Raw genomic sequence first — 24363 nt, 5'->3', positions numbered from 1 at the left:
AGCTCCTACACAGGATCGGTGTGAACTCTGTAGGAGCTGCCGAAGGCTGCGATCTTTTGATTTTAAGGGTTACTTCAGCGCCGCAAGCACCTGGTCCGGGTCATACCCGCGAATCAGCGTCCCGTTCACATCGATCAGCGGAATCCCGCGTCCCCCCAGCGCCTCATAGGCTTTGCGCGCCACGGCATCCTTCTCGATATCGAATTCCTTGTACGGAATGCCTTTCTGATCGAGGAAGCGCCGGGTCAGCTTGCAGTAGCCGCACCAGTCAGTGGCGTAGAGCACGACGTTGGCCTTGGCCTGGGTCTGCTCGGACACCACCTGCGAGGGGTGAAGTACCCGCTCGATCTTGCCCCAGTTCTGGTAAACCACAACCACCAGCAGAATCAGCAGGAATTTTTTCAACACGCCACCGAGCATCAGTTGCGTCGCTTGAGCTGGTCGGTCAGTTGGGTCGGCAGACCCTTGATGATCAGCGTGCCGGCTTCTTCGTCGTATTCGATCTTCGAGCCCAACAGGTGCGCTTCGAAGCTGATCGACAGGCCTTCGGCGCGACCGGTGAAGCGGCGGAACTGGTTCAGGGTACGCTTGTCCGCCGGGATCTCCGGGGACAGGCCGTAGTCCTTGTTGCGGATGTGATCGTAGAAGGCTTTCGGGCGATCTTCATCGATCAGTTCGGACAATTCTTCCAGGCCCATAGGCTCGCCCATTTTGGCCTGGCTGCTGGCGTAATCCACCAGGGTCTTGGTCTTCTCGCGCGCGGACTCTTCCGGCAGGTCTTCGCTTTCGACGAAGTCACTGAACGCCTTGAGCAGGGTGCGGGTTTCGCCGGGGCCGTCGACGCCTTCCTGACAGCCGATGAAGTCGCGGAAGTACTCCGAAACCTTTTTGCCGTTCTTGCCTTTGATGAACGAGATGTACTGCTTGGACTGCTTGTTGTTCTGCCACTCGGAGACGTTGATCCGCGCTGCGAGGTGCAACTGGCCAAGGTCCAGATGTCGTGAAGGGGTCACGTCCAGCTGATCGGTCACCGCCACGCCTTCACTGTGGTGCAGCAGGGCGATGGCCAGGTAATCGGTCATGCCTTGCTGGTAATGCGCGAACAGCACATGGCCACCGACCGAGAGGTTGGATTCTTCCATCAGCTTTTGCAGATGCTCGACCGCCACCCGGCTGAAGGCTGTGAAATCACGACCACCGTCGAGGTATTCCTTCAGCCAGCCGCTGAATGGAAACGCGCCGGACTCCGGATGGAACAGCCCCCAGGCTTTGCCCTGTTTGGCGTTATAGCTTTCGTTCAGGTCGGCGAGCATGTTCTCGATGGCCGCGGACTCAGCCAGTTCAGAGTCGCGGGCGTGAAGAACTGCGGGTGTGCCGTCGGGTTTTTTGTCGATCAGGTGGACGATGCAATGACGGATCGGCATGGGCTTCTCGGCTGATTGAAGAGAGGAGGGCGTGCTCCCCCGAAAAAGCGCCCAGTGTACCGCAACCACTGGTTTTGGCGTGGTCCGAAGGGCAATTCGAAGCTCTGCGGCGACCCTAATGTGATTTTTTCCCGATTTAGAGCAATAAAGCTGACCAAATGGGTAGCTAGAGGCGGATATTTCCCCGTCTCTGTGCTAGTTTTGCCCGGTCTTACGCGAAGTCACTGCGTTAAGCGTGCATTCAGCATTTGTCAGGTCGAACCAAACCCTGATTTCGGTATCTATAACCCCGACTCGTCGTGGTTATGGCCGAGGGTGCCAGATCCAGAAGATCGGGCTCGATGGCTGACACTGCACTCTGCAATCCATATGAATTTGATAGGGAAGGAACACTACAATGGCTCTTACTAAAGACCAACTGATCGCCGACATCGCTGAAGCTATCGACGCGCCAAAAACCACCGCGCGTAACGCTCTGGACCAACTGGGCCAAATCGTTGCCGATCAGCTGGAAAACGGCGGCGAAATCACTCTGCCAGGTATCGGCAAGCTGAAAGTGACTGAGCGTCCTGCCCGTACCGGCCGCAACCCTTCGACTGGCGCTGCCATCGAAATCGCTGCCAAGAAAGTGATCAAGCTGGTTGTGGCCAAAGGCCTGACCGACGCTGTTAACAAGTAAGACTTGTTAAAAAAAACCGTGCTCCGGAGCAATCCGGGCACGGTTTTTTTGTGTCTGCGATTCAGCGATTGATCAGGCTCAATCGCTGTCTCGGTTGTTACTCAGCTTTTACGGGCCCAGCGTTCGCGCCAGACCTGTTGCTCGGATTTGGTCTGGAAGGTCCAGGCGACGAAACGGCTTTGCTTCTGCCCTTGGGACATTTCCACGACCTGGCTTTCCAATACGCCGGCCTTTTTCAGCGCCGTCTGGATCGCCGGCAGGTTCGAGGCTTTCGAGACCAGGGTACTGAACCAAAGCACTTTGTGTTGAAAGTGCGCGCTCTCGGCGATCAGTTGCGTCACAAACCGTGCCTCGCCACCTTCACACCACAGTTCGGCCGATTGCCCGCCAAAGTTCAGCACCGGCAGTTTGCGTTTTGGGTCGGCGCGGCCCAGCGCGCGCCATTTACGCACGCTACCCTTGGTCGCCTCGTCCATCGAGGCATGGAACGGCGGGTTGCACATCGTCAGGTCAAAGCGTTCGCCGGGTTCGAGCAAGCCCAGCAGAATGTGCTTGGGATTAGTTTGCTGGCGAAGCTGGATGGCTTTGTTCAGCCCGTTGGACTGCACGATGGCTTTGGCTGAGGCTACGGCTATCGGGTCGATTTCCGAGCCCAGGAAGTGCCAGCGGTAGTCGCTGTAGCCGATCAACGGATAGACGCAGTTGGCGCCCATGCCGATATCGAGCACCTTGACTGGCGCGCCGCGAGGGATTTCGCCGTCGTTGACGCTGGCCAGCAGGTCGGCCAGGAAGTGCACGTAGTCGGCACGGCCCGGAACCGGCGGGCACAGGTAGTCGGCCGGGATGTCCCAATGGGCGATACCGTAGAACGCCTTGAGCAGCGCCCGGTTGAACACTCGCACCGCGTCCGGGCTGGCGAAGTCGATGCTCTCCTTGCCGTACGGATTGATGATCACGAACTTCGCCAGCTCCGGCGTGGTCTTGATCAGCGCCGGGAAGTCGTAACGACCCTGATGGCGATTGCGCGGGTGCAGGCTGGCCTTCTCGCGTGGCTCCACGGCTTTGGCCGGGGTCGCGGGTTTAGGCTTTTTGCGCGCAGGTTTGGGTGTGCTGGGGGCGGTCATGGGCGAGGTCGATTCGGGTATGGCTAAAAGTGGCGGGTATTGTCCCACATCCAGCTGCTGCTCACCCAATTGTGAAGATCGCTGCATGTCCCTGTGGCAACGGGTGTTTGGGAGTATGTGGCGGGCATAAAAAAGGGAGGCCGCTGGGGCCTCCCTGTTTTATTGCGATGTGCCGTTACAAACTGGCAATCCGCGCATGTTGCTCCGCCAGCTTGCCCAAAGCCTGTTCAGCTTCAGCCAGTTTGGCGCGTTCCTTCTCGATGACTTCGGCCGGGGCCTTGTCGACGAAACCGGCGTTGGACAGCTTGCCGCCGACGCGCTGAACTTCGCCCTGCAAACGCAGGATTTCCTTGTCCAGGCGCGCCAGTTCGGCGTCCTTGTCGATCAGGCCGGCCATCGGCACCAGCACTTCCATCTCGCCAACCAGTGCGGTGGCGGACAGTGGTGCTTCTTCGCCAGCCTTCAGAACAGTGATCGATTCCAGGCGAGCCAGCTTCTTCAGCAGGGCTTCGTTCTCGGTGAGACGGCGCTGATCTTCGGCGCTGACGTTTTTCAGGAACAGGTTCAGCGGCTTGCCTGGACCGATGTTCATCTCGCCACGAATGTTACGCGTGCCGAGCATCAGACCCTTGAGCCATTCGATATCGTCTTCGGCAGCCTGGTCGATGCGTGCCTCAACGGCCACTGGCCAAGGTTGCAACATGATCGTCTTGCCTTGAATACCGGCCAGCGGCGCAACGCGCTGCCAGATTTCTTCGGTGATGAATGGCATGAACGGGTGAGCCAGGCGCAAAGCGACTTCCAGCACTCGAACCAGAGTGCGACGGGTGCCGCGCTGACGTTCGACCGGTGCGTTTTCGTCCCACAGCACAGGCTTGGACAGTTCCAGGTACCAGTCGCAATACTGGTTCCAGATGAACTCGTACAAGGCTTGTGCCGCCAGGTCGAAACGGAACTGATCGAGCTGACGGGTCACTTCGGCTTCGGTGCGTTGCAGCTGCGAAATGATCCAGCGATCCGCCAGGGACAGCTCATAGGCTTCGCCGTTCTGGCCGCAGTCTTCACCTTTGTCCAGCACGTAGCGCGCGGCGTTCCAGATCTTGTTGCAGAAGTTGCGGTAGCCTTCGACGCGGCCCATGTCGAACTTGATGTCGCGACCGGTGGACGCCAGCGAGCAGAACGTGAAGCGCAGGGCGTCGGTGCCGTAGCTGGCGATGCCGTCGGCGAACTCGTCGCGGGTCTGCTTCTCGATCTTCTTCGCCAGTTTCGGCTGCATCATGCCGGAGGTGCGTTTCTGCACCAGATCTTCCAGCTCGATACCGTCGATGATGTCCAGCGGGTCCAGGACGTTGCCCTTGGACTTGGACATCTTCTGGCCCTGGCCATCACGCACCAGACCGTGCACATAAACAGTCTTGAACGGAACCTGTGGCGTGCCGTCTTCGTTTTTCACCAGGTGCATGGTGAGCATGATCATCCGGGCAACCCAGAAGAAAATGATGTCGAAACCGGTCACCAGCACGTCGGTGGAGTGGAATTTCTTCAGGAATTCGGTCTGTTCCGGCCAGCCCAGGGTGGAGAAGGTCCACAGGCCCGAACTGAACCAGGTATCCAGAACGTCGTTGTCTTGTTGCAGCGCAACGTCCGGCCCGAGGTTGTGCTTGGCACGCACTTCGGCTTCGTCGCGACCGACATAGACCTTGCCCGACTCGTCGTACCAGGCCGGAATCCGGTGGCCCCACCACAGCTGACGGCTGATGCACCAATCCTGGATGTCGCGCATCCACGAGAAGTACATGTTTTCGTACTGTTTTGGCACGAACTGAATGCGGCCGTCTTCAACCGCAGCAATGGCCGGCTCGGCCAATGGCTTGGTGGACACGTACCACTGGTCGGTCAGCCACGGCTCGATGATGGTGCCGGAGCGGTCGCCTTTCGGCACTTTCAGGGCGTGGTCATCGACGCTGACCAGCAGGCCGGCGGCTTCGAACGCCGCGACGATTTCCTTGCGGGCCTGCTCGCGGTTGAGGCCGACGAAATCGGCGGGCAGTGTGCCGTCGATCTGCTCGTTAACGCTGCCATCGAGGTTGAACACTTGGGCTGCTGGCAACACGTCGGCATTCTTGTCGAAGATGTTCAGCAGCGGCAGGTTGTGGCGCTTGCCGACTTCGTAGTCGTTGAAGTCGTGGGCCGGAGTGATTTTCACGCAACCGGTGCCGAATTCAGGGTCGCAGTAATCGTCGGCGATGATCGGGATGCGGCGGCCGACCAGCGGCAGCTCGACAAATTTGCCGATCAGGGCTTTGTAGCGTTCATCGTTCGGGTTAACGGCCACGGCGGCGTCGCCGAGCATGGTTTCCGGACGCGTGGTCGCGACGATCAGGTAGTCGTTGCCTTCTGCGGTTTTGGCGCCATCGGCCAGCGGGTACTTCAGGTTCCACAGGAAACCTTTCTCGTCGTGGTTTTCCACTTCAAGGTCGGAAATCGCCGTGTGCAGCTTGGTGTCCCAGTTGACCAGACGCTTGCCGCGGTAGATCAGACCGTCTTCGTGCAGGCGCACGAAGGCTTCTTTCACCGCTTCCGAGAGGCCGTCGTCCATGGTGAAGCGCTCGCGGCTCCAGTCCACGGATGAGCCGAGGCGGCGGATCTGACGGCTGATGTTGCCGCCGGACTGATCCTTCCATTCCCAGACTTTCTCGAGGAATTTCTCGCGGCCCAGATCGTGGCGATTCTGGCCCTGGGCTTCGAGTTGACGCTCCACCAGCATTTGCGTGGCGATACCGGCGTGGTCGGTGCCCGGCTGCCACAGGGTGTTGCGACCCTGCATGCGGCGGAAACGGATCAGGGCGTCCATGATCGCGTTGTTGAAGCCGTGACCCATGTGCAGGCTGCCGGTGACGTTCGGCGGCGGGATCATGATGGTGTAGGACTCGCCCGCGCCTTGCGGGGCGAAGTAATTCTCAGACTCCCAGGTGTTGTACCAGGAAGTTTCAATGGCGTGCGGCTGGTAGGTCTTATCCATGCGCGGCGGGACCCTATTGGCATTTATTCAGGAAAAGCCGGGAAGTATAGCGGGGCACGGGGCGTAGGGCGAGCAGGGGCGGACTGTGGCGAGGGGGTTTACCCCCGTTCGGCTGCGAAGCAGTCGTAAAACCGATGTGTGGGTGCGCCAGATGCACCACGATGGCAGATATTGGGGCCGCTTCGCGACCCAACGGGGTAAACCCCCTCGCCACGGAAGCCCGCTCGGCTCAAGGTTACTCGTACTGGCTAAGCAACCGTTCCATCCGCGCATCCAGCCGGCGTTTGATTTCGGTTTCGATGTGCGGGGCGAAGTCGTCGATCACGTCTTGCATGATCAATTGCGCGGCGGCGCGCAGCTCGCTATCCAGGTGCAACAGGGCATCGGGGCCCTTGTTGGCGGCAGGAACCGGCTGGGCGGCCGGGGCGGGTGGTGGCGGTTCGACCTGCGGCGCATGGCCGACGGTGTCGAACAGCATGGGAATCTGTTCCTGGTCGCCTTCAATGACGGCGTCGGTCAGCAATGGCGGTTGCAGGTTGTCATCGCCGAGCAGTTGGCGGATCGACTCAAGGTCTTCCAGCAGGTGCACGGACTTTTGCGGTGGTTTTGGAGTGTCCATCGGAATGCTCAGAGTCGCTGTAAACGGTGATCTTGCAGAGGATAGCCCTGTTCGCGGTAGAAACGAAAACTCTCCCGCGCAGCCGCACGAATCGCCGGGTCTTCCACCACCACTTCCGCCACGCGGGCGAACTGTCTGGCAAAGGCCGGGACTTTCAGGTCGAGATTGACCAGCAGATCCTGATGCTGACCGCAGTCATCGCCAAGACCCAGCACAATCAAACCGTCCGGCTCGCTTTCGGCTGGGCCGTGGGGCACGAAGCTTTCGCCCTTGAACGCCCACAACCGCGCATCGAGCGCATCACGCTGGGCGGCATCGCTGCAATGCAGGTAAATGCGGTGGCCCATGCGCCAGGCTTTTTCGGTGAGCTTGCAGGCGAAATCCAGCCGCGCCGAAGGATCGGCGCTGGGCAGGATATAGAAGTCGACTTTGGTCATTGCGGTTCCTGAGCCACGGACGGCGTCACTCGAAAGTGACGCCGTCCGAGGTCATTGGTTTCAGGCTTTGGCGCGGTCCAGCAGGTATTGGGTCAGCAGGGGAACCGGACGGCCAGTGGCGCCCTTGTCCTTGCCGCCGCTGGTCCAGGCCGTGCCGGCGATGTCCAGGTGCGCCCAGTTCAGGTTCTTGGTGAAGCGCGACAGGAAGCAAGCGGCGGTGATGGTGCCGGCTTTCGGGCCGCCGATGTTGGCGATGTCGGCGAACGGGCTGTCCAGCTGCTCTTGATACTCATCGAACAGCGGCAGTTGCCAGGCGCGGTCGTCGGCGGATTGGCCGGCGCTCAGCAGTTGGCCGATCAGCTCGTCGTTGTTGCCCAGCAGGCCCGAGGTGTGGGCGCCCAGTGCCACGACACAAGCACCGGTCAGGGTGGCGATGTCGATCACCGCTTGCGGCTTGAAGCGTTCGGAGTAGGTCAGGGCATCGCACAGCACCAGACGGCCTTCGGCGTCGGTGTTGAGGATTTCAACTGTCTGGCCGCTCATGGTGGTAACGATGTCGCCCGGACGCGAAGCGTTGCCGCTCGGCATGTTCTCGGCGCAGGCCAGGATGCACACCAGGTTGATCGGCAGTTTCAGCTCAAGCACTGCGCGCAGCGTACCGAACACGCTGGCGGCGCCGCCCATGTCGTACTTCATCTCATCCATGCCGGCGCCCGGCTTGAGGCTGATGCCGCCAGTGTCGAAGGTGATGCCTTTGCCGACGAGGGCGTATGGCTTCTCGGATTTCTTGCCGCCGTTGTATTGCATGACGATCAGGCGCGGTGGCTGGGCGCTGCCCTGGCCGACGGCGTAGAACGAGCCCATGCCCAGGTCCTTGATCTTCTTCTCATCGAGGACTTCGACTTTCAGGCTTTTGAACTCTTTGCCCAGGTTCTTGGCTTGTTCGCCAAGGAACGTCGGGTGGCAGATGTTCGGCGGCAGGTTGCCCAGGTCACGGGTGAAGGCCATGCCGTTGGCGATCGCGGTGGCGTGGGCCACGGCGCGTTCGACTTCAGCCTGTGCCGCCTTGATGGTCACCAGAGTGACTTTCTTCAGGGAGCGCGGGTCGGCTTTCTGGCTCTTGAACTGTTCGAAGATGTACTCGCCGTCCACCAGTGTTTCGGCCAGCAGGCGGGTCTTGCCATAGCTGTCACGGCCCTTGACCACCACTTCGTCCAGGGCCAGCACTGCATCGCTGCCGCCCAGGCCTTTCAGGGTATTGAGGATGCCGGCGATGATTTTGCGGAACGGGCGATCGCCCAGTTCTTCATCCTTGCCCACGCCCACCAGCAGTACGCGTTCGGCCTTGAGGTTGGGCAGGCTGTGCAGCAACAGGCTTTGGCCGACTTTGCCGGCCAGGTCGCCGCGCTTGAGCACTGCGCTGATAGCGCCACCGCTCAGTTCGTCGAGTTGTTTGGCAACGGTGCCGAGCTTGCGGCCTTCGCGGACGGAGACTACCAACGTGGCGGTCTTCAACGTTTCCGGGCTAACGCTTTTTACAACCAGTTCCATGTCCGGGTCCCTGAATTAATGGTCAAACTGCGCGACGCGCAGAGGCTTGCTTATAAGTAGAAAGACGCTGGTGTATTGCCAGCGACAAAGGCGGCAGTTTGAACCTCGCTGCCTGCGCCTGACAACCCTCGGTTATGCGAACTTCAGCGGTTCAGGCGCCTGCTTGAGCATGTGCAGTGACAGGCGCACTCAATCACAGGATAATGCGCATCTTTTTCGGCGGCTCTGCCCTGCGGGCCGGCTGATATGTTTGCTTGTTTGGCCGCTTAGCCTGACAACCCTGGAGTGTCTGGTTTGATTGTCTTCCGTTATCTATCCCGCGAAGTCCTGTTGACCTTGAGCGCCGTCAGCGCCGTGCTGCTGGTCATCATCATGAGCGGACGCTTCATCAAATACCTCGCCCAGGCGGCCTCCGGGCTCCTGGACCCGGGCTCGCTGTTCCTGATCATGGGCTTTCGTCTGCCGGGTTTCCTGCAGCTGATTCTACCTTTGGGGCTGTTTCTCGGGATCCTGCTGGCCTACGGTCGTCTGTACCTCGAAAGCGAAATGACCGTGTTGTCTGCCACCGGCATGAGCCAGCAGCGTCTGTTTGCCATGACTCTTTTTCCGGCCACCCTGGTTGCCCTGGTCGTGGCGTGGCTGAGCCTGAGCCTGGCGCCACAAGGTGCCAACCAGTTCCAGCTGCTGCTGAACAAACAGGATGCACTGACCGAGTTCGACACCCTCGAGCCGGGTCGCTTCCAGGCCTTGCGCGACGGCACTCGGGTGACCTACACCGAGCAACTGTCGGATGACCGCATCAATCTGGGCGGCGTGTTCATTTCGCAAAAGAATGTCAGTTCTGACAACAAGGATCGGGGATTTCCGTGCTGGTAGCCGAGAAGGGCCGTCAGGAAATCAGGCCCGATGGCAACCGTTACCTGATTCTCGACAACGGCTACCGCTACGACGGTAATCCGGGTCAGGCCGACTACCGCGCCATCAAGTACGACGAATACGGCGTATTACTGCCAAAACCCGACGTCAGCGATGAAGTGACTGACCGTGATGCGATGACCACCAGTTCCTTGCTGGCCAGCGACGACATCCGCTCGCGTACCGAACTGCAATGGCGCCTGTCCCTGCCGTTGCTGGTCTTCATCGTGACCCTGATGGCGGTGCCGCTGTCGCGGGTCAACCCGCGCCAGGGCCGTTTCCTCAAGCTGCTGCCGGCGATTCTTCTTTATATGGCTTACCTGACCATCCTGATTGCCGCTCGCGGCGCCCTCGAAAAGGGCAAGATCCCGCCGGTGTTGGGCTTGTGGTGGGTGCATGCAGTTTTCCTGGCCATCGGTCTGGGCTTGCTGTACTGGGAGTCGCTGAGCTTGAAGATGGCGAGTCGCCGCAGCGCGCTGGAGGTGGCCCGTGGATAAGCTCGATCGCTACATCGGTAGCAGCGTGTTCATCGCGATCCTGGCTGTTCTGGGGATCATTCTGGGCTTGGCCACGCTGTTCGCCTTCATCGATGAAATGAGCGAAGTCAGCGATACCTACACGCTGATGGATGTCCTGAGCTACGTGTTGCTGACCGCGCCGCGCCGCCTGTACGACATGTTGCCGATGGCGGCGCTGATCGGTTGCCTGATCGGCCTCGGCAGTCTGGCCAGTCACAGCGAGCTGACCATCATGCGTGCCGCCGGTGTGTCCATCGGTCGGATCGTCTGGGCCGTGATGAAGCCGATGCTGATCCTGATGGTGGTAGGGTTGGTGATCGGCGAGTACGTTGCGCCGGCCACGGAAATCACCGCTCAAGCCAACCGCTCGCTGGCCCAGGGCAGTGGCGATGCGCAAAGCGCCAAGCACGGTTTGTGGCACCGTCAGGGTGATGAGTTCATTCACGTCAACTCCGTACAACCCAACGGTCTGCTGTACGGTGTGACCCGTTATCGTTTTGACGATCAGCGCCACATGCTGTCTTCGAGCTTCGCCAAACGTGCGGAATTCGATACCGATCACTGGCAACTGACCGATGTCACGACCACGCTGTTCCATGACAAAAGTACCGAGGTGGTGACTGCTCCGGTGGAGCGCTGGGAAATTGCCCTGAGCCCGCAGCTGCTGAGTACCGTGGTGATGGCGCCCGAGTCGTTGTCGATCAGCGGTCTGTGGAATTACATCCACTACCTGGCTGACCAGGGCCTGAGTAACGGACGTTACTGGCTGGCGTTTTGGGTCAAGGTATTGCAGCCGCTGGTGACCGCTGCATTGGTATTGATGGCGATTTCCTTCATCTTCGGTCCGCTGCGTTCGGTGACCCTCGGTCAGCGGGTCTTCACTGGTGTACTGGTGGGCTTCACCTTCCGTATCGTCCAGGATCTGCTCGGGCCTTCGAGCCTGGTGTTCGGTTTCTCGCCGCTCTTTGCGGTGCTGGTGCCGGCCGGTGTCTGCGCCCTGGCTGGGGTCTGGTTGCTGCGCCGGGCCGGTTGATCGCGGGTTTTTCCGGTCTTGCTTGTCACTCAAAACGCCCCTGTCGCAAGACCGGGGCGTTTTTGTAGGCGCCGTCTGACCTGCAAACGTGACGCTTGCGCCGTGGATCAGGTACAATTCCCGGCTATTTTTCGGCGGGCTATGCCTGCAGCCTTTTTGAGTGTTGATCCGTGAGTGATTTGAGTCATATCCGCAATTTCTCCATCATCGCCCACATTGACCATGGCAAGTCGACGCTGGCCGATCGCTTCATCCAGATGTGCGGCGGCCTTGCCGAGCGCGAAATGGAAGCCCAAGTGCTGGACTCCATGGACCTGGAACGTGAACGCGGGATCACCATCAAGGCCCACAGCGTCACCCTGTATTACAAAGCCCGCGATGGCATTAACTACCAGCTGAACTTCATTGATACCCCGGGCCACGTCGACTTCACCTATGAAGTCAGCCGGTCGCTGGCGGCCTGTGAAGGTGCGTTGCTGGTGGTCGATGCCGGTCAGGGCGTCGAGGCGCAATCGGTTGCCAACTGCTACACGGCGATCGAGCAGGGCCTGGAAGTCATGCCGGTGCTGAACAAGATCGACCTGCCACAGGCCGATCCGGAGCGCGTCAAGGAAGAAATCGAAAAAATCATCGGCATCGATGCCACCGATGCGGTCGAGTGCAGTGCCAAGACCGGCCTGGGCGTCGATGAAGTGCTCGAGCGCCTGGTTCACACCATTCCCGCGCCGACCGGCAACATCGAAGATCCGCTGCAAGCGTTGATCATCGACTCCTGGTTCGACAACTACCTGGGCGTTGTTTCCCTGGTTCGTGTGCGCCACGGTCGGGTGAAGAAGGGCGACAAGATTCTGGTCAAGTCCACCGGCAAGATCCATCTGGTGGACAGCGTCGGTGTATTCAACCCCAAACACACCCCTACCGTCGACCTGAAGGCCGGTGAAGTGGGCTTCATCATCGCCAGCATCAAGGACATTCACGGTGCGCCAGTGGGCGATACCCTGACCTTGAGCTCGACGCCGGACGTCGATGTGCTGCCAGGCTTCAAACGCATTCAGCCACAGGTGTACGCCGGCCTGTTCCCGGTCAGCTCCGACGACTTCGAAGACTTCCGCGAGGCGCTGCAAAAGCTCACCCTCAACGATTCGTCGCTGCAATACACACCGGAAAGCTCAGACGCACTGGGCTTCGGCTTCCGTTGCGGCTTCCTCGGCATGCTGCACATGGAAATCATCCAGGAGCGCCTGGAGCGCGAATACAACCTGGACCTGATCACCACGGCGCCGACGGTAATCTTCGAGCTGCTGCTCAAGACCGGCGAGACGATCTACGTCGATAACCCGTCCAAGCTGCCGGACCTGTCGGCCATCGAAGACATGCGCGAGCCAATCGTGCGCGCCAATATTCTTGTGCCGCAAGAGCACCTGGGTAACGTCATTACCCTGTGTATCGAAAAACGTGGTGTACAGGTCGATATGCTGTTCCTCGGCTCCCAGGTACAAGTGACCTACGACCTGCCGATGAACGAAGTGGTGCTGGACTTCTTTGATCGTCTGAAATCCACCAGTCGCGGCTATGCTTCTCTGGACTACCATTTCGATCGTTACCAATCGGCTAGCCTGGTGAAACTGGACGTGCTGATCAACGGCGACAAGGTCGACGCCCTGGCGCTGATCGTGCACCGTGACAACTCGCACTACAAAGGTCGCCAGTTGACCGAGAAGATGAAAGACCTGATTCCGCGGCAGATGTTCGACGTGGCAATCCAGGCCGCCATTGGCGGTCAGATTGTGGCGCGTACAACCGTCAAGGCACTCAGAAAGAACGTATTGGCCAAATGCTACGGTGGTGACGTCAGCCGTAAGAAAAAGCTGCTGGAAAAGCAAAAGGCCGGTAAAAAACGCATGAAGCAGGTCGGTAACGTGGAAATTCCACAAGAAGCCTTCCTTGCCGTGCTCAGGTTGGATAGTTAGGTCCTATGTCACTAAATTTCCCGCTGTTGCTGGTCATCGCCGTGTTCGTCTGCGGCCTGTTGGCGTTGCTCGATCTGCTGTTCCTGGCGCCACGGCGCCGGTCTGCCATCAACTCCTATCAGGGGAGCGTCAGCCAGGCTGACATGGTAGTGGTCGAGAAACTGAACAAAGAGCCGCTGCTGGTCGAATACGGCAAGTCGTTCTTCCCGGTGTTGTTCATCGTGCTGGTGCTGCGTTCGTTCCTGGTGGAACCGTTCCAGATTCCTTCCGGCTCGATGAAACCGACCCTGGACGTCGGCGACTTCATTCTGGTGAACAAGTTTTCTTACGGGATCCGCCTGCCGGTGATCGACAAGAAAGTCATCGAAGTCGGTGATCCGCAGCGCGGCGATGTGATGGTGTTCCGCTACCCGAGCGACCCGAATGTCAACTACATCAAGCGTGTGGTGGGCCTGCCGGGCGATCAGATTCGCTACACCGCCGACAAGCGCCTGTTCGTCAACGGTGAGTCGATTGCCGAACAACTGGTCGGCTCCGAGCCGGGCACGTTGGGCAGCGCCGAGCTCTACAAGGAAAAACTCGGCGTCGCCGAGCACCTGATCCGCAAGGAAATGAGCCGCTACCGTGCAACGCCGGACCATACGTGGACCGTGCCAGCCGGGCACTACTTCATGATGGGCGACAACCGCGACAACTCGAACGACAGTCGCTACTGGGATGACCCGAGTATTCCCAAGGATCTGCTGGGCATGGTTCCCGACAAGAATATCGTCGGCAAGGCCTTCGCAGTCTGGATGAGCTGGCCGGAACCCAAACTCAGTCACCTGCCGAATTTCTCGCGGGTAGGCCTGATCAAGTAATCACACACGGCGCTGTTGAACACAGCGCCGAATGCATTTCTGGAGTCGGCACAATCGGCGACAGAAGCATGAAAACAACGATATTCAGGACGTTATTTTTGAACACAGCGTTAATTGTCCCAAGCCTGCGCCGCATCAAGGCCCTGGCGGTGGAATCCAACCACGAACTCAGCGTGGGTAAACCGTGAGCGTCTCCTTAAGCCGTCTCGAGCGTCAGCTCGGTTACACCTTCAAGGATCAGGAGCTGATGGTCCTGGCCCTGACTCACCGCAGTTTTGCCGGGCGCAACAACGAACGCCTGGAATTCCTCGGCGATGCCATCCTCAACTTCGTCGCCGGCGAGGCGCTGTTCGATCGCTTCCCGCTGGCCCGCGAAGGCCAGTTGTCGCGTTTGCGTGCACGCCTGGTGAAAGGTGAGACCCTGGCCGTACTGGCCCGTGGTTTCGACCTGGGCGAATACCTGCGCCTGGGCTCCGGCGAGTTGAAAAGCGGCGGTTTCCGTCGCGAGTCGATTCTGGCCGATGCCCTCGAAGCGCTGATCGGTGCGATCTACCTGGACGCCGGCATGGAGGTGGCGCGCGAGCGCGTGCTGGCCTGGCTGGCCGGAGAGTTCGAAGGCCTGACGCTGGTCGACACCAACAAAGATCCGAAAACCCGCCTGCAGGAATTCCTGCAGTCCCGTGGTTGTGAGCTGCCGCGTTACGAAGTGGTGGATATCCAGGGTGAGCCGCATTGCCGGACGTTCTTCGTCGAATGTGAAATCATCTTACTGAATGAAAAAAGCCGAGGTCAGGGTGTGAGTCGTCGTATTGCCGAACAGGTAGCGGCCGCCGCAGCACTGATTGCCCTGGGTGTGGAGAATGGCAATGACTGATTCAACCGCAACTCGCTGTGGCTATGTTGCCATCGTCGGCCGTCCCAACGTGGGCAAGTCCACGCTGCTGAACCACATTCTGGGTCAGAAACTGGCGATCACCTCGCGCAAGCCGCAGACCACCCGCCACAACATGCTCGGCATCAAGACCGAAGGCGACGTTCAGGCGATCTACGTCGACACCCCGGGCATGCACAAGGGGGGCGAAAAGGCCCTGAACCGCTACATGAACAAGACCGCTTCGGCGGCGTTGAAAGACGTCGACGTGGTGATCTTCGTGGTTGACCGTACCAAGTGGACCGACGAAGACCAGATGGTCCTCGAGCGCGTTCAGTACGTGACCGGTCCTCTGATCGTGGCGCTGAACAAGACCGACCGCATCGAAGACAAATCCGAGCTGATGCCGCACCTGACCTGGTTGCAGGAACAGCTGCCGAACGCGCAGATCATGCCGATCTCGGCCCAGCACGGGCACAACCTCGACACGCTGGAGCGAGTGATCGCCGAGCACCTGCCGGAAAACGATCACTTCTTCCCGGAAGATCAGATCACCGACCGCAGCAGCCGCTTCCTTGCCGCTGAACTGGTTCGCGAAAAAATCATGCGCCAGTTGGGTGCCGAGCTGCCGTACCAGATCACCGTGGAAATCGAAGAGTTCAAGCAGCAGGGCAAAACCCTGCACATCCATGCCTTGATCCTCGTCGAACGTGACGGCCAGAAGAAAATCATCATTGGCGATAAGGGCGAGCGCATCAAGCGCATCGGCACCGAGGCGCGCAAGGACATGGAGCTGCTGTTTGACTCCAAGATCATGCTTAACCTGTGGGTCAAGGTGAAAGGCGGCTGGTCCGACGACGAACGCGCCTTGCGTTCGCTGGGTTACGGCGACCTGTAAATCGTCCACCAGCACATCGATTCAATTGTGGGAGCGAGCTTTTGTGGCGAGGGAGCTTGCTCCCGTTCGGCTGCGAAGCAGTCGTAAATCCTGGCATCGCGGTTTTACCTGAAACACTGTGGTGCATGGTTTTGGGGCCGCTTCGCAGCCCAGCGGGACGGTGCGGCGTTCCGACAAGCTCCCTCGCCACAGTGGATCTCCAGAGATTCGGAAACTGATGTCATCCAGCCCGCCAACCGGCCAACCCGCCTACGTGCTCCATTCCCGCGCCTACCGCGAAAGCAGTGCTCTGGTGGATTTCCTCACGCCGCAAGGTCGGCTGCGGGCGGTGTTGCGCAGTGCGCGGGGCAAGGCTGGGACGTTGGCGCGGCCGTTCGTGCCGCTGGAAGTCGAGTTCCGTGGCCGGGGCGAACTGAAGAATGTCGGCCGCATGGAAAGCGCCGGCGTTTCCACCTGGCTCAATGGCGAAGCGCTGTTCAGTGGTCTCTACCTCAACGAATTGCTGATCCGCCTGCTGCCCGCCGAAGATCCTCATCCCGCAGTTTTCGATCACTACGCCGCGACCTTGCTTGCCCTGGCCGAAGGTCGACCGCTGGAGCCGTTGCTGCGCTCCTTCGAATGGCGACTGCTTGATGATCTCGGTTATGGCTTCGCGTTGAATACCGACATCCATGGCGATCCCGTCGCGCCGGACGGTCTCTACCGCTTGCAGGTGGATGCGGGGCTGGAGCGGGTTTACCTGTTGCAACCCGGCCTGTTCAACGGTACCGAACTGCTGGCCATGGCCGATGCCGACTGGACCGCGCCCGGAGCACTGTCGGCCGCCAAGCGCTTGATGCGTCAGGCGCTGGCCGTTCATTTGGGTGGTCGTCCATTGGTCAGTCGCGAGTTATTTCGAAAGCCGTAGATCTGTTGATGCTTGCGTCAACAGACCCTATCTCCCGTGTATGCTGTGCACCGAATTTTCCCTCTTTCAGGAGCGCTTCCGTGACCACCAGCAATCGCATTCTTCTTGGCGTGAACATCGACCACGTTGCCACCCTGCGTCAGGCCCGGGGTACTCGTTACCCGGATCCGGTCAAGGCAGCGCTGGACGCGGAAGAGGCGGGCGCTGACGGCATCACCGTGCACTTGCGTGAAGACCGCCGGCACATTCAGGAGCGCGACGTATTGCTGCTCAAGGATGTGCTGCAAACCCGCATGAACTTCGAAATGGGCGTCACCGAAGAAATGATGGCGTTCGCCGAGCGTATCCGCCCGGCGCACGTTTGCCTGGTGCCGGAAACCCGTCAGGAACTGACCACTGAAGGCGGTCTGGACGTAGCGGGACAGGAAGCGCGGATCAAGGCGGCGGTGGATCGCCTGGCGAAGATCGGCTGTGAAGTGTCGCTGTTTATCGACGCTGACGAGCGGCAGATCGAAGCGTCCCGCCGTGTCGGCGCGCCGGCCATTGAATTGCATACCGGGCGTTATGCGGACGCCGAGACGCCCACCGAAGTCGCTGAAGAGCTCAAGCGCGTGGCCGACGGCGTGGCATTCGGTCTGGCCCAAGGCCTGATCGTCAACGCCGGCCACGGTTTGCACTATCACAACGTCGAAGCTGTTGCGGCGATCAAGGGCATCAACGAACTGAACATCGGCCATGCGCTGGTGGCCCATGCGTTGTTCGTCGGGTTCAAGTCGGCAGTGTCGGAGATGAAGGCGCTGATTCTGGCTGCTGCGTTGAAAGGCTAGATCGGCGGCGTTGCCATCGCGGGCAAGCCACGCTCCCACAGGTTTTGCGTCGAATACACAGTCGTCATTCAACGCAAAACCTGTGGGAGCGTGGCTTGCCCGCGATGGGGGCTTTGAAGGTTACGAAGATTTAAAGCGGTGGGGTTTCCTGGCTCGGCTTGGTCTTGTCGACCCCCGGCACATGCAGGTTGCCCTCGGCGACTTGGGTGCCTTCGAGCTGCGGCTGCGTGACCCACGTCAGGATGTCGTAGTAGCGACGGATGTTTGCCACGAAATGCACCGGCTCGCCGCCACGGGCGTAGCCATAACGAGTCTTGCTGTACCACTGCTTCTGCGAAAGGCGCGGCAGTATTTTCTTCACGTCCAGCCACTTGTCCGGGTTCAACCCTTCCTTGGCCGCCAGTTTGCGTGCGTCATCCAGGTGACCGCTGCCAACGTTGTAGGCTGCCAGCGCGAACCACGTACGATCCGGCTCCTGGATCGACTCATCCAGTTGATCCTTCATGTAGACCAGGTATTTCGCGCCGCCCATGATGCTCTGCTTGGGGTCCAGGCGATTGGAAACGCCCATGGCTTGCGCCGTGTTCTGGGTCAGCATCATCAATCCGCGCACGCCGGTCTTGGACGTGACTGCCGCTTGCCACAGCGATTCCTGATAACCGATCGCCGCCAATAGACGCCAGTCGACCTTTTCTTCCTTGGCGGACGCCTTGAAGTGCTTCTCGTACTTGGGCAACCGCTGCTGCAAATGCTGGGCGAAGGTGGTGGCGCCCATGTAGCCGAGTACGTCGACATGCCCGTAGTAGCGGTCTTTGAGGCGTTGCAGGGTGCCGTTTTTCTTCACCTTGTCGAGGTAGGCGTTGATTTCGTTGAGCAGGCTGTTGTCATCGCCGGCGGCCACCGCCCAGCTCTGGTTGCTGGCATCACCGAGGTCGAAGGCGACCCGCACGTTGGGGAAGTAGACCTGGTTCATCGCCACTTCGTTGGAGTCGACCAGGGTCAGGTCGATCTGACCTTCGTCGACCATGCGCAGCAGGTCGACGACTTCAACCGCGTCGGACTCTTCGTATTCAATGCCCGGATATTTCTTTTTCAGCTCTGCCAATTGCTCGGCGTGGGTGCTGCCCTTGAGCACGATGATCTTCTTGCCGACCAGATCGCCTGCGTCGGTCGGCCGCGACTGGCCGTTGCGATAGATGATCTGCGGGGTGACTTCGAGGTAGGAATGGGAAAACCGCACCTGTTTTTTGCGGTCCTCGCTGCTGACCAGGCCGGCAGCAGCCAGCACCGGGCCATTTGGCTTGCCCACCTGATTGAACAGGTCGTCGAGGTTGTCGGCGGTTTCGATCTTGAGCTCGACCCCCAGATCGTCGGCGAAGCGCTTCACCAGCTCGTATTCGAAGCCGGTTTCACCGTTGCGATCCTGAAAGTAGGTGGCGGGGCTGTTCCGGGTAACCACCCGCAGCACGCCATCCTCCTTTACGCGCTCCAGCGTGTTGGGTTTATCAACACAGCCACTGAGCATCAGGAAGAGTCCGGTTGCGATCAGCCATTTGGCGTACCGCGGACGCAAAGCCGTTGGGGAAAACATCTGCGCAGTATACGCAAAGGACCACGAGCGCCATATCTCGACAGCGAAGGGCTTGTCTGCTAGGGCGTCAAAAACCCGCTTGGAGCCCGCAGTAATGGGCCCGAACAGCATTTTGTGACAGAAAAAATAACCCCCGGCGCGCACCTGTTTACGGCCCGAATGCCCGGCCCGACGTTCGGGTGCAACCGCACGCACCGTTTCGGGTGATGTCGCGGGCGGTTTAGGCTAGAATGCACGGCCTCAAAGCACACCCCTTCCCGAGGCTGTCCCGAAGATGTTGATCCTGCGCGGCGCTCCTGCCCTTTCTGCCTTTCGCCACAGCAAACTCCTTGAGCAACTGAGCCAGAAGGTTCCAGCTGTCAGCGGCTTGTATGCTGAATTCGCTCACTTCGCCGAAGTTACCGGCGTCCTGACCGGCGACGAACAGCAGGTGCTCGCGCGCCTTCTGAAGTACGGCCCTAGCGTTCCGGTACAAGAGCCCACTGGTCGTCTGTTCCTGGTGTTGCCGCGTTTCGGCACCATTTCTCCATGGTCCAGTAAAGCCAGCGACATCGCTCGCAACTGCGGCCTGACCAAGATCCAGCGCCTGGAGCGCGGCATCGCGTTCTACGTCGCCGGCCAGTTCAGCGACGCTGACGCGCAGCTGATCGCAGACGCGCTGCACGACCGCATGACCCAGATCGTGCTGGGCAACCTCGAACAAGCCTCCGGCCTGTTCAGCCACGCCGAGCCCAAGCCCCTGACCGCGATCGACGTGCTGGGTGGCGGCCGCGCCGCGCTGGAAAAAGCCAACACCGAGCTGGGCCTGGCCCTGGCCGAAGACGAAATCGACTATCTGGTCAACGCCTTCCTTGGTTTGAAGCGCAACCCGCACGACATCGAACTGATGATGTTTGCCCAGGCGAACTCCGAGCACTGCCGTCACAAGATCTTCAACGCCAGTTGGGACATCGACGGTCAGAGCCAGGAAAAAAGCCTGTTCGGCATGATCAAGAATACCTACCAGATGCACAGCGAAGGTGTTCTGTCGGCTTATAAGGACAACGCCTCGGTCATCGTTGGCTCCGTGGCCGGCCGTTTCTTCCCGGACCCTGAAACCCGCCAGTACGGCGCGGTGCAGGAACCGGTGCACATCCTGATGAAAGTCGAAACGCACAACCACCCGACCGCGATTGCCCCGTTCCCGGGCGCATCCACCGGTAGTGGCGGCGAGATTCGCGACGAAGGCGCCACCGGTCGCGGCGCCAAGCCAAAGGCTGGCCTGACCGGTTTCACCGTGTCGAACCTGCAGATCCCGGGCTTCGAACAGCCGTGGGAAGTGCCGTACGGCAAACCCGAGCGCATCGTTACCGCGCTGGACATCATGATCGAAGGCCCGTTGGGCGGCGCTGCATTCAACAATGAATTCGGCCGTCCGGCGCTGACCGGTTACTTCCGTACCTTCGAACAGTCGATCACCACCCCTCATGGTGACGAAGTTCGCGGTTACCACAAGCCGATCATGCTGGCTGGCGGCATGGGCAACATCCGTGAAGAACACGTCAAGAAAGGCGAAATCGTCGTTGGCTCCAAGCTGATCGTGCTTGGCGGCCCGGCGATGCTGATCGGTCTGGGCGGCGGCGCGGCTTCCTCCATGGCCACCGGCACCAGCTCGGCGGACCTGGATTTCGCTTCCGTACAACGTGAAAACCCTGAGATGGAGCGTCGTTGCCAGGAAGTCATCGACCGTTGCTGGCAACTGGGCGACAAAAACCCGATCAGCTTCATCCACGACGTCGGCGCGGGCGGTCTGTCCAACGCCTTCCCGGAACTGGTCAACGATGGCGACCGCGGTGGCCGTTTCGAACTGCGCAACATTCCAAACGACGAGCCGGGCATGGCCCCGCACGAAATCTGGAGTAACGAATCCCAGGAACGCTACGTTCTGGCAGTCGGCCCGGCGGACTTCGAGCGCTTCAAGGCGATCTGCGAGCGTGAGCGTTGCCCATTCGCGGTAGTTGGCGAAGCCACTGCCGAGCCGCAACTGACCGTGACCGACAGCCACTTCGGCAACAGCCCGGTGGACATGCCGCTCGAAGTGTTGCTGGGCAAAGCCCCGCGCATGCACCGTTCGGTGGTTCGTGAAAACGAGCTGGGTGACGATTTCGATCCGTCGACCCTCGACATCGCCAACTGCGTCGAGCGCGTCCTGCATCACCCGGCCGTGGCCAGCAAAAGCTTCCTGATCACCATCGGCGACCGCACCATCACCGGCCTCGTGGCCCGTGACCAGATGGTCGGCCCGTGGCAGGTTCCGGTGGCCGACGTTGCCGTTACCGCCACCAGCTTCGACGTTTATACCGGTGAAGCCATGGCCATGGGCGAGCGCACTCCGCTGGCCCTGCTGGACGCTCCGGCGTCGGGCCGCATGGCCATCGGCGAAACCCTGACCAACATCGCCGCCTCGCGCATCGCCAAGATCTCCGACATCAAACTGTCGGCGAACTGGATGTCCGCTGCCGGTCACCCAGGTGAAGACGCACGTCTGTATGACACCGTGAAAGCGGTCGGCATGGAACTGTGCCCTGAGCTGGGCATCACCATTCCGGTGGGCAAGGACTCCATGTCCATGGCCACTCGCTGGAACGACGAAGGTGTCGATAAGGCTGTCACTTCGCCGATGTCGCTGATCGTGACCGGTTTCGCGCCAGTGGCTGACATCCGTCAGACCCTGACTCCGCAACTGCGCATGGACAAGGGCACCACCGACCTGATCCTGATCGACCTCGGTCGCGGCCAGAACCGCATGGGTGCCTCGATCCTCGCGCAGGTTCACGGCAAGCTCGGCAAACAAGCCCCGGACGTCGATGACGCCGAAGACCTTAAAGCCTTCTTCGCGGTGATCCAGGGCCTCAACGCCGACGGTCACCTGCTGGCTTACCACGACCGTTCCGACGGTGGTCTGCTGACCAGCGTGGTGGAAATGGCGTTTGCCGGCCACTGCGGTCTGAGCCTGAACCTCGACGGTCTGGCAGAGACTTCCGCCGATATCGCCGCGATCCTGTTCAACGAAGAACTGGGCGCCGTGATTCAGGTTCGCCAGGACGCCACCGCGGATATCCTCGCGCAGTTCAGCGCTGCTGGCCTGGGCGACTGCGTATCGGTGATCGGTCAGCCGATGAACAACGGCGAGATCAGCATCACGTTTAACGGCGATACCGTATTCGAAGGTCAGCGTCGTCTGCTGCAACGTCAGTGGGCTGAAACCAGCTACCAGATCCAGCGTCTGCGTGATAACGCCGACTGCGCCGAACAAGAGTTCGACGTGCTGCTGGAAGAAGACAACCCGGGCCTGAGCGTCAAGCTCAGCTATGACGTCAACCAGGACGTCGCCGCGCCTTACATCAAGAAAGGCATTCGCCCACAGGTTGCCGTGCTGCGTGAGCAGGGCGTCAACGGTCAGGTGGAAATGGCGGCCGCGTTCGACCGTGCCGGTTTCAACGCGATCGACGTGCACATGAGCGACATTCTGGCCGGCCGTGTCGACCTGAACGACTTCAAGGGCATGGTCGCTTGCGGCGGTTTCTCCTACGGCGACGTACTGGGTGCCGGTGAAGGCTGGGCCAAGTCCGCGCTGTTCAACAGCCGCGCTCGCGATGCCTTCCAGGGCTTCTTCGAACGTACCGACAGCTTCACCCTCGGCGTGTGCAACGGTTGCCAGATGATGTCCAACCTGCACGAGCTGATCCCGGGCAGCGAGTTCTGGCCGCACTTCGTGCGTAACCGTTCCGAGCAGTTCGAAGCCCGCGTGGCCATGGTTCAGATCCAGGAATCGAACTCGATCTTCCTGCAGGGCATGGCCGGTTCGCGCATGCCGATCGCCATCGCCCACGGTGAAGGCCATGCCGAATTCGCCAGCGAAGAAGCCTTGCTGCAAGCCGATCTGTCGGGTTGCGTGGCGATGCGTTTCGTCGACAACCACGGCAAGGTCACCGAGAAATACCCGGCCAACCCGAACGGCTCGCCGCGCGGTATCACCGGTTTGACCAGCCGCGACGGTCGCGTGACCATCATGATGCCGCACCCGGAGCGTGTGTTCCGCGCGGTGCAGAACTCGTGGCGTTCGGAAGACTGGAACGAAGACGCACCTTGGATGCGTATGTTCCGTAACGCTCGCGTCTGGGTTAACTAAGAGCGGGGAGCTGATTGCCGTGTACAAGCTCTGCTTTTTTGTTCCGGCCAGTCATGTCGAAGTGGTCAAAAGCGCTGTATTCGCCGCCGGTGGCGGGCGGATCGGGGCTTATGACCACTGTGCATGGCAAGTGTTTGGCTTGGGCCAGTTTCGTCCACTGGAGGGCAGTCAGCCGTTCATGGGTGAGGCTGGGCAGGTCGAGCAGGTTGAGGAGTGGAAGGTTGAGCTGGTGGTCAGCGATGAGTTGATTCGGGCGGTGGTGGTGGCTCTGAAAGAGAGTCATCCCTATGAGACGCCGGCTTATGAGGTATGGCGGTTGGAGGATTTCTGATCTTCCTGGCCGCTGAAATGAGAAACCCGCTGAAGTGATTTCAGCGGGTTTTTTATTGGCTGCGATTTAGGGCGTGGCGGCCTTAGAGCCGACCAGGTTCTTGTTGATTGAGTACATATCCATTGCTGTGGTAACGGCTGCTTATAGTTTCGCCCTTACGGCGACTCCCTTTGGCAAACGCCCCAAAGGAAGCAAAGGTCTTCGCCCCGAGCGTCCGGCCCCTCGCTAAGGCTCGGCGTTCCTTCGCTCCGGTATCCATCTGGGGGCATCGCCCTACGGTTGGCTTCGCTTCAACCTACATGCGATGTGTTCGACTGCGTCGAACGGCGCTGCGCGCCAATCCCCAGATGAACACCTGCGCTCAGCCTCCCGAAGGGGCGGGTGAATCAAGATCAAAAGCGGCAGGCGAGCTAACGCTCGGCCTGTAGTTTGGTGGGTGTACGCCGCTCCACTGTGGGAGCGGGCTTGCCCGCGATGGCGGTCTTACAGGCAATGATGTTTATTGATCTGTAAAAACGTCAGAACCTTCCCACAAGTCTTTCAGGTTGTCCGTCGGAAGTGGGCTCTCTAACCTTTGGATGTCGCTGCCAATTCAGCGATCGGGACTGCAAGCCC

The 24363-nt window shown here is 60.1% G+C and carries 18 protein-coding genes and 1 pseudogene; 11 read left to right on the top strand and 8 right to left on the bottom strand.

The genetic code is table 11. From position 1 onward, the window contains the following. Window positions 1-69: 69 nt before the first annotated feature. Both LOY36_RS23285 and yejK read right to left on the bottom strand, forming a co-directional pair. Entirely contained in the window at window positions 70-420 is a 351-nt protein-coding gene (locus tag LOY36_RS23285; protein ID WP_019647748.1) for a glutaredoxin family protein, read from the bottom strand. Then, window positions 420-1424 (bottom strand): nucleoid-associated protein YejK, encoded by a 1005-nt coding sequence (gene yejK / locus LOY36_RS23280; RefSeq protein WP_018927100.1) that lies wholly within the window; start codon window positions 1422-1424, stop codon window positions 420-422. The genes LOY36_RS23285 and yejK overlap by 1 nt, the downstream gene beginning before the upstream one ends. A 397-nt stretch (window positions 1425-1821) precedes the next feature. Between yejK and LOY36_RS23275 the strand changes: the two genes are divergently transcribed. Continuing rightward, complete coding sequence (locus tag LOY36_RS23275) at window positions 1822-2103, top strand: HU family DNA-binding protein (RefSeq protein WP_007905514.1); 282 nt, start codon at window positions 1822-1824, stop codon at window positions 2101-2103. A 101-nt stretch (window positions 2104-2204) separates the two neighbouring features. On the opposite strand, the gene rlmF is transcribed toward LOY36_RS23275, so the two are convergent. The 5 genes from rlmF to LOY36_RS23250 all read right to left on the bottom strand — a co-directional run bounded on the left by rlmF (window position 2205) and on the right by LOY36_RS23250 (window position 8856). Further along, window positions 2205-3227 (bottom strand): 23S rRNA (adenine(1618)-N(6))-methyltransferase RlmF, encoded by a 1023-nt coding sequence (gene rlmF / locus LOY36_RS23270; RefSeq protein ID WP_028940334.1) that lies wholly within the window; start codon window positions 3225-3227, stop codon window positions 2205-2207. 175 nt (window positions 3228-3402) lie between these two features. After that, window positions 3403-6249, bottom strand: a complete 2847-nt coding sequence (locus LOY36_RS23265) for a valine--tRNA ligase (protein ID WP_258671094.1) — start codon at window positions 6247-6249, stop codon at window positions 3403-3405. Window positions 6250-6484: 235 nt separating this feature from the next. Next, entirely contained in the window at window positions 6485-6868 is a 384-nt protein-coding gene (locus tag LOY36_RS23260) for a hypothetical protein (protein ID WP_019647751.1), read from the bottom strand. A gap of 8 nt (window positions 6869-6876) precedes the next feature. Next, window positions 6877-7305 carry a DNA polymerase III subunit chi gene (locus tag LOY36_RS23255; RefSeq protein ID WP_018927096.1) on the bottom strand — a complete coding sequence of 143 codons (429 nt, stop codon included), beginning with the start codon at window positions 7303-7305 and terminating at the stop codon, window positions 6877-6879. 60 nt (window positions 7306-7365) lie between these two features. Next, window positions 7366-8856: a leucyl aminopeptidase gene (locus LOY36_RS23250; RefSeq protein WP_258671093.1), complete on the bottom strand. Its 1491-nt coding sequence runs from the start codon at window positions 8854-8856 to the stop codon at window positions 7366-7368. Between the two features lie 294 nt (window positions 8857-9150). Here LOY36_RS23250 and lptF point away from each other — a divergent pair. From lptF to pdxJ, 8 genes and pseudogenes are all read left to right on the top strand, one after another. After that, window positions 9151-10268: pseudogene (gene lptF / locus LOY36_RS23245) on the top strand (LPS export ABC transporter permease LptF). Next, a complete protein-coding gene (lptG, locus tag LOY36_RS23240) occupies window positions 10261-11322 on the top strand; it encodes an LPS export ABC transporter permease LptG (protein WP_018927093.1) in 1062 nt (353 codons plus the stop codon). Before lptF ends, lptG begins: the two are co-directional and overlap by 8 nt. Before the next feature lie 170 nt (window positions 11323-11492). Next, window positions 11493-13292, top strand: a complete 1800-nt coding sequence (lepA, locus tag LOY36_RS23235; protein WP_018927092.1) for a translation elongation factor 4 — start codon at window positions 11493-11495, stop codon at window positions 13290-13292. A gap of 5 nt (window positions 13293-13297) precedes the next feature. Next, window positions 13298-14152, top strand: coding sequence for a signal peptidase I (lepB, locus tag LOY36_RS23230; protein WP_258671092.1), 855 nt, complete (start codon window positions 13298-13300; stop codon window positions 14150-14152). A gap of 184 nt (window positions 14153-14336) precedes the next feature. Beyond that, on the top strand, window positions 14337-15026 hold the full coding sequence (gene rnc, locus LOY36_RS23225; protein ID WP_018927089.1) for a ribonuclease III: 690 nt from the start codon (window positions 14337-14339) through the stop codon (window positions 15024-15026). Continuing rightward, complete coding sequence (era, locus tag LOY36_RS23220) at window positions 15019-15921, top strand: GTPase Era (protein ID WP_007936226.1); 903 nt, start codon at window positions 15019-15021, stop codon at window positions 15919-15921. The genes rnc and era overlap by 8 nt, the downstream gene beginning before the upstream one ends. A 217-nt stretch (window positions 15922-16138) precedes the next feature. Further along, window positions 16139-16828 carry a DNA repair protein RecO gene (gene recO / locus LOY36_RS23215; protein ID WP_258671091.1) on the top strand — a complete coding sequence of 230 codons (690 nt, stop codon included), beginning with the start codon at window positions 16139-16141 and terminating at the stop codon, window positions 16826-16828. An 80-nt stretch (window positions 16829-16908) separates the two neighbouring features. Beyond that, on the top strand, window positions 16909-17655 hold the full coding sequence (gene pdxJ / locus LOY36_RS23210) for a pyridoxine 5'-phosphate synthase (protein ID WP_007936221.1): 747 nt from the start codon (window positions 16909-16911) through the stop codon (window positions 17653-17655). A 130-nt stretch (window positions 17656-17785) separates the two neighbouring features. Here pdxJ and mltF read toward each other — a convergent pair whose 3' ends face one another. Continuing rightward, window positions 17786-19246 (bottom strand): membrane-bound lytic murein transglycosylase MltF, encoded by a 1461-nt coding sequence (mltF, locus tag LOY36_RS23205; RefSeq protein ID WP_258671090.1) that lies wholly within the window; start codon window positions 19244-19246, stop codon window positions 17786-17788. Window positions 19247-19520: 274 nt separating this feature from the next. On the opposite strand from mltF, the gene purL reads away from it, so the two are divergent. Both purL and LOY36_RS23195 read left to right on the top strand, forming a co-directional pair. After that, window positions 19521-23417, top strand: a complete 3897-nt coding sequence (purL, locus tag LOY36_RS23200; protein WP_258671089.1) for a phosphoribosylformylglycinamidine synthase — start codon at window positions 19521-19523, stop codon at window positions 23415-23417. Between the two features lie 19 nt (window positions 23418-23436). Further along, entirely contained in the window at window positions 23437-23748 is a 312-nt protein-coding gene (locus LOY36_RS23195; protein WP_019581076.1) for a YqfO family protein, read from the top strand. Window positions 23749-24363: the final 615 nt, after the last annotated feature.

The sequence above is a fragment of the Pseudomonas sp. B21-019 genome (assembly GCF_024749225.1).
GTDB lineage: Bacteria > Pseudomonadota > Gammaproteobacteria > Pseudomonadales > Pseudomonadaceae > Aquipseudomonas.
Note: the sequence above shows the minus strand (reverse complement) of the source record. Positions and strands in the feature narration are given on the sequence as shown.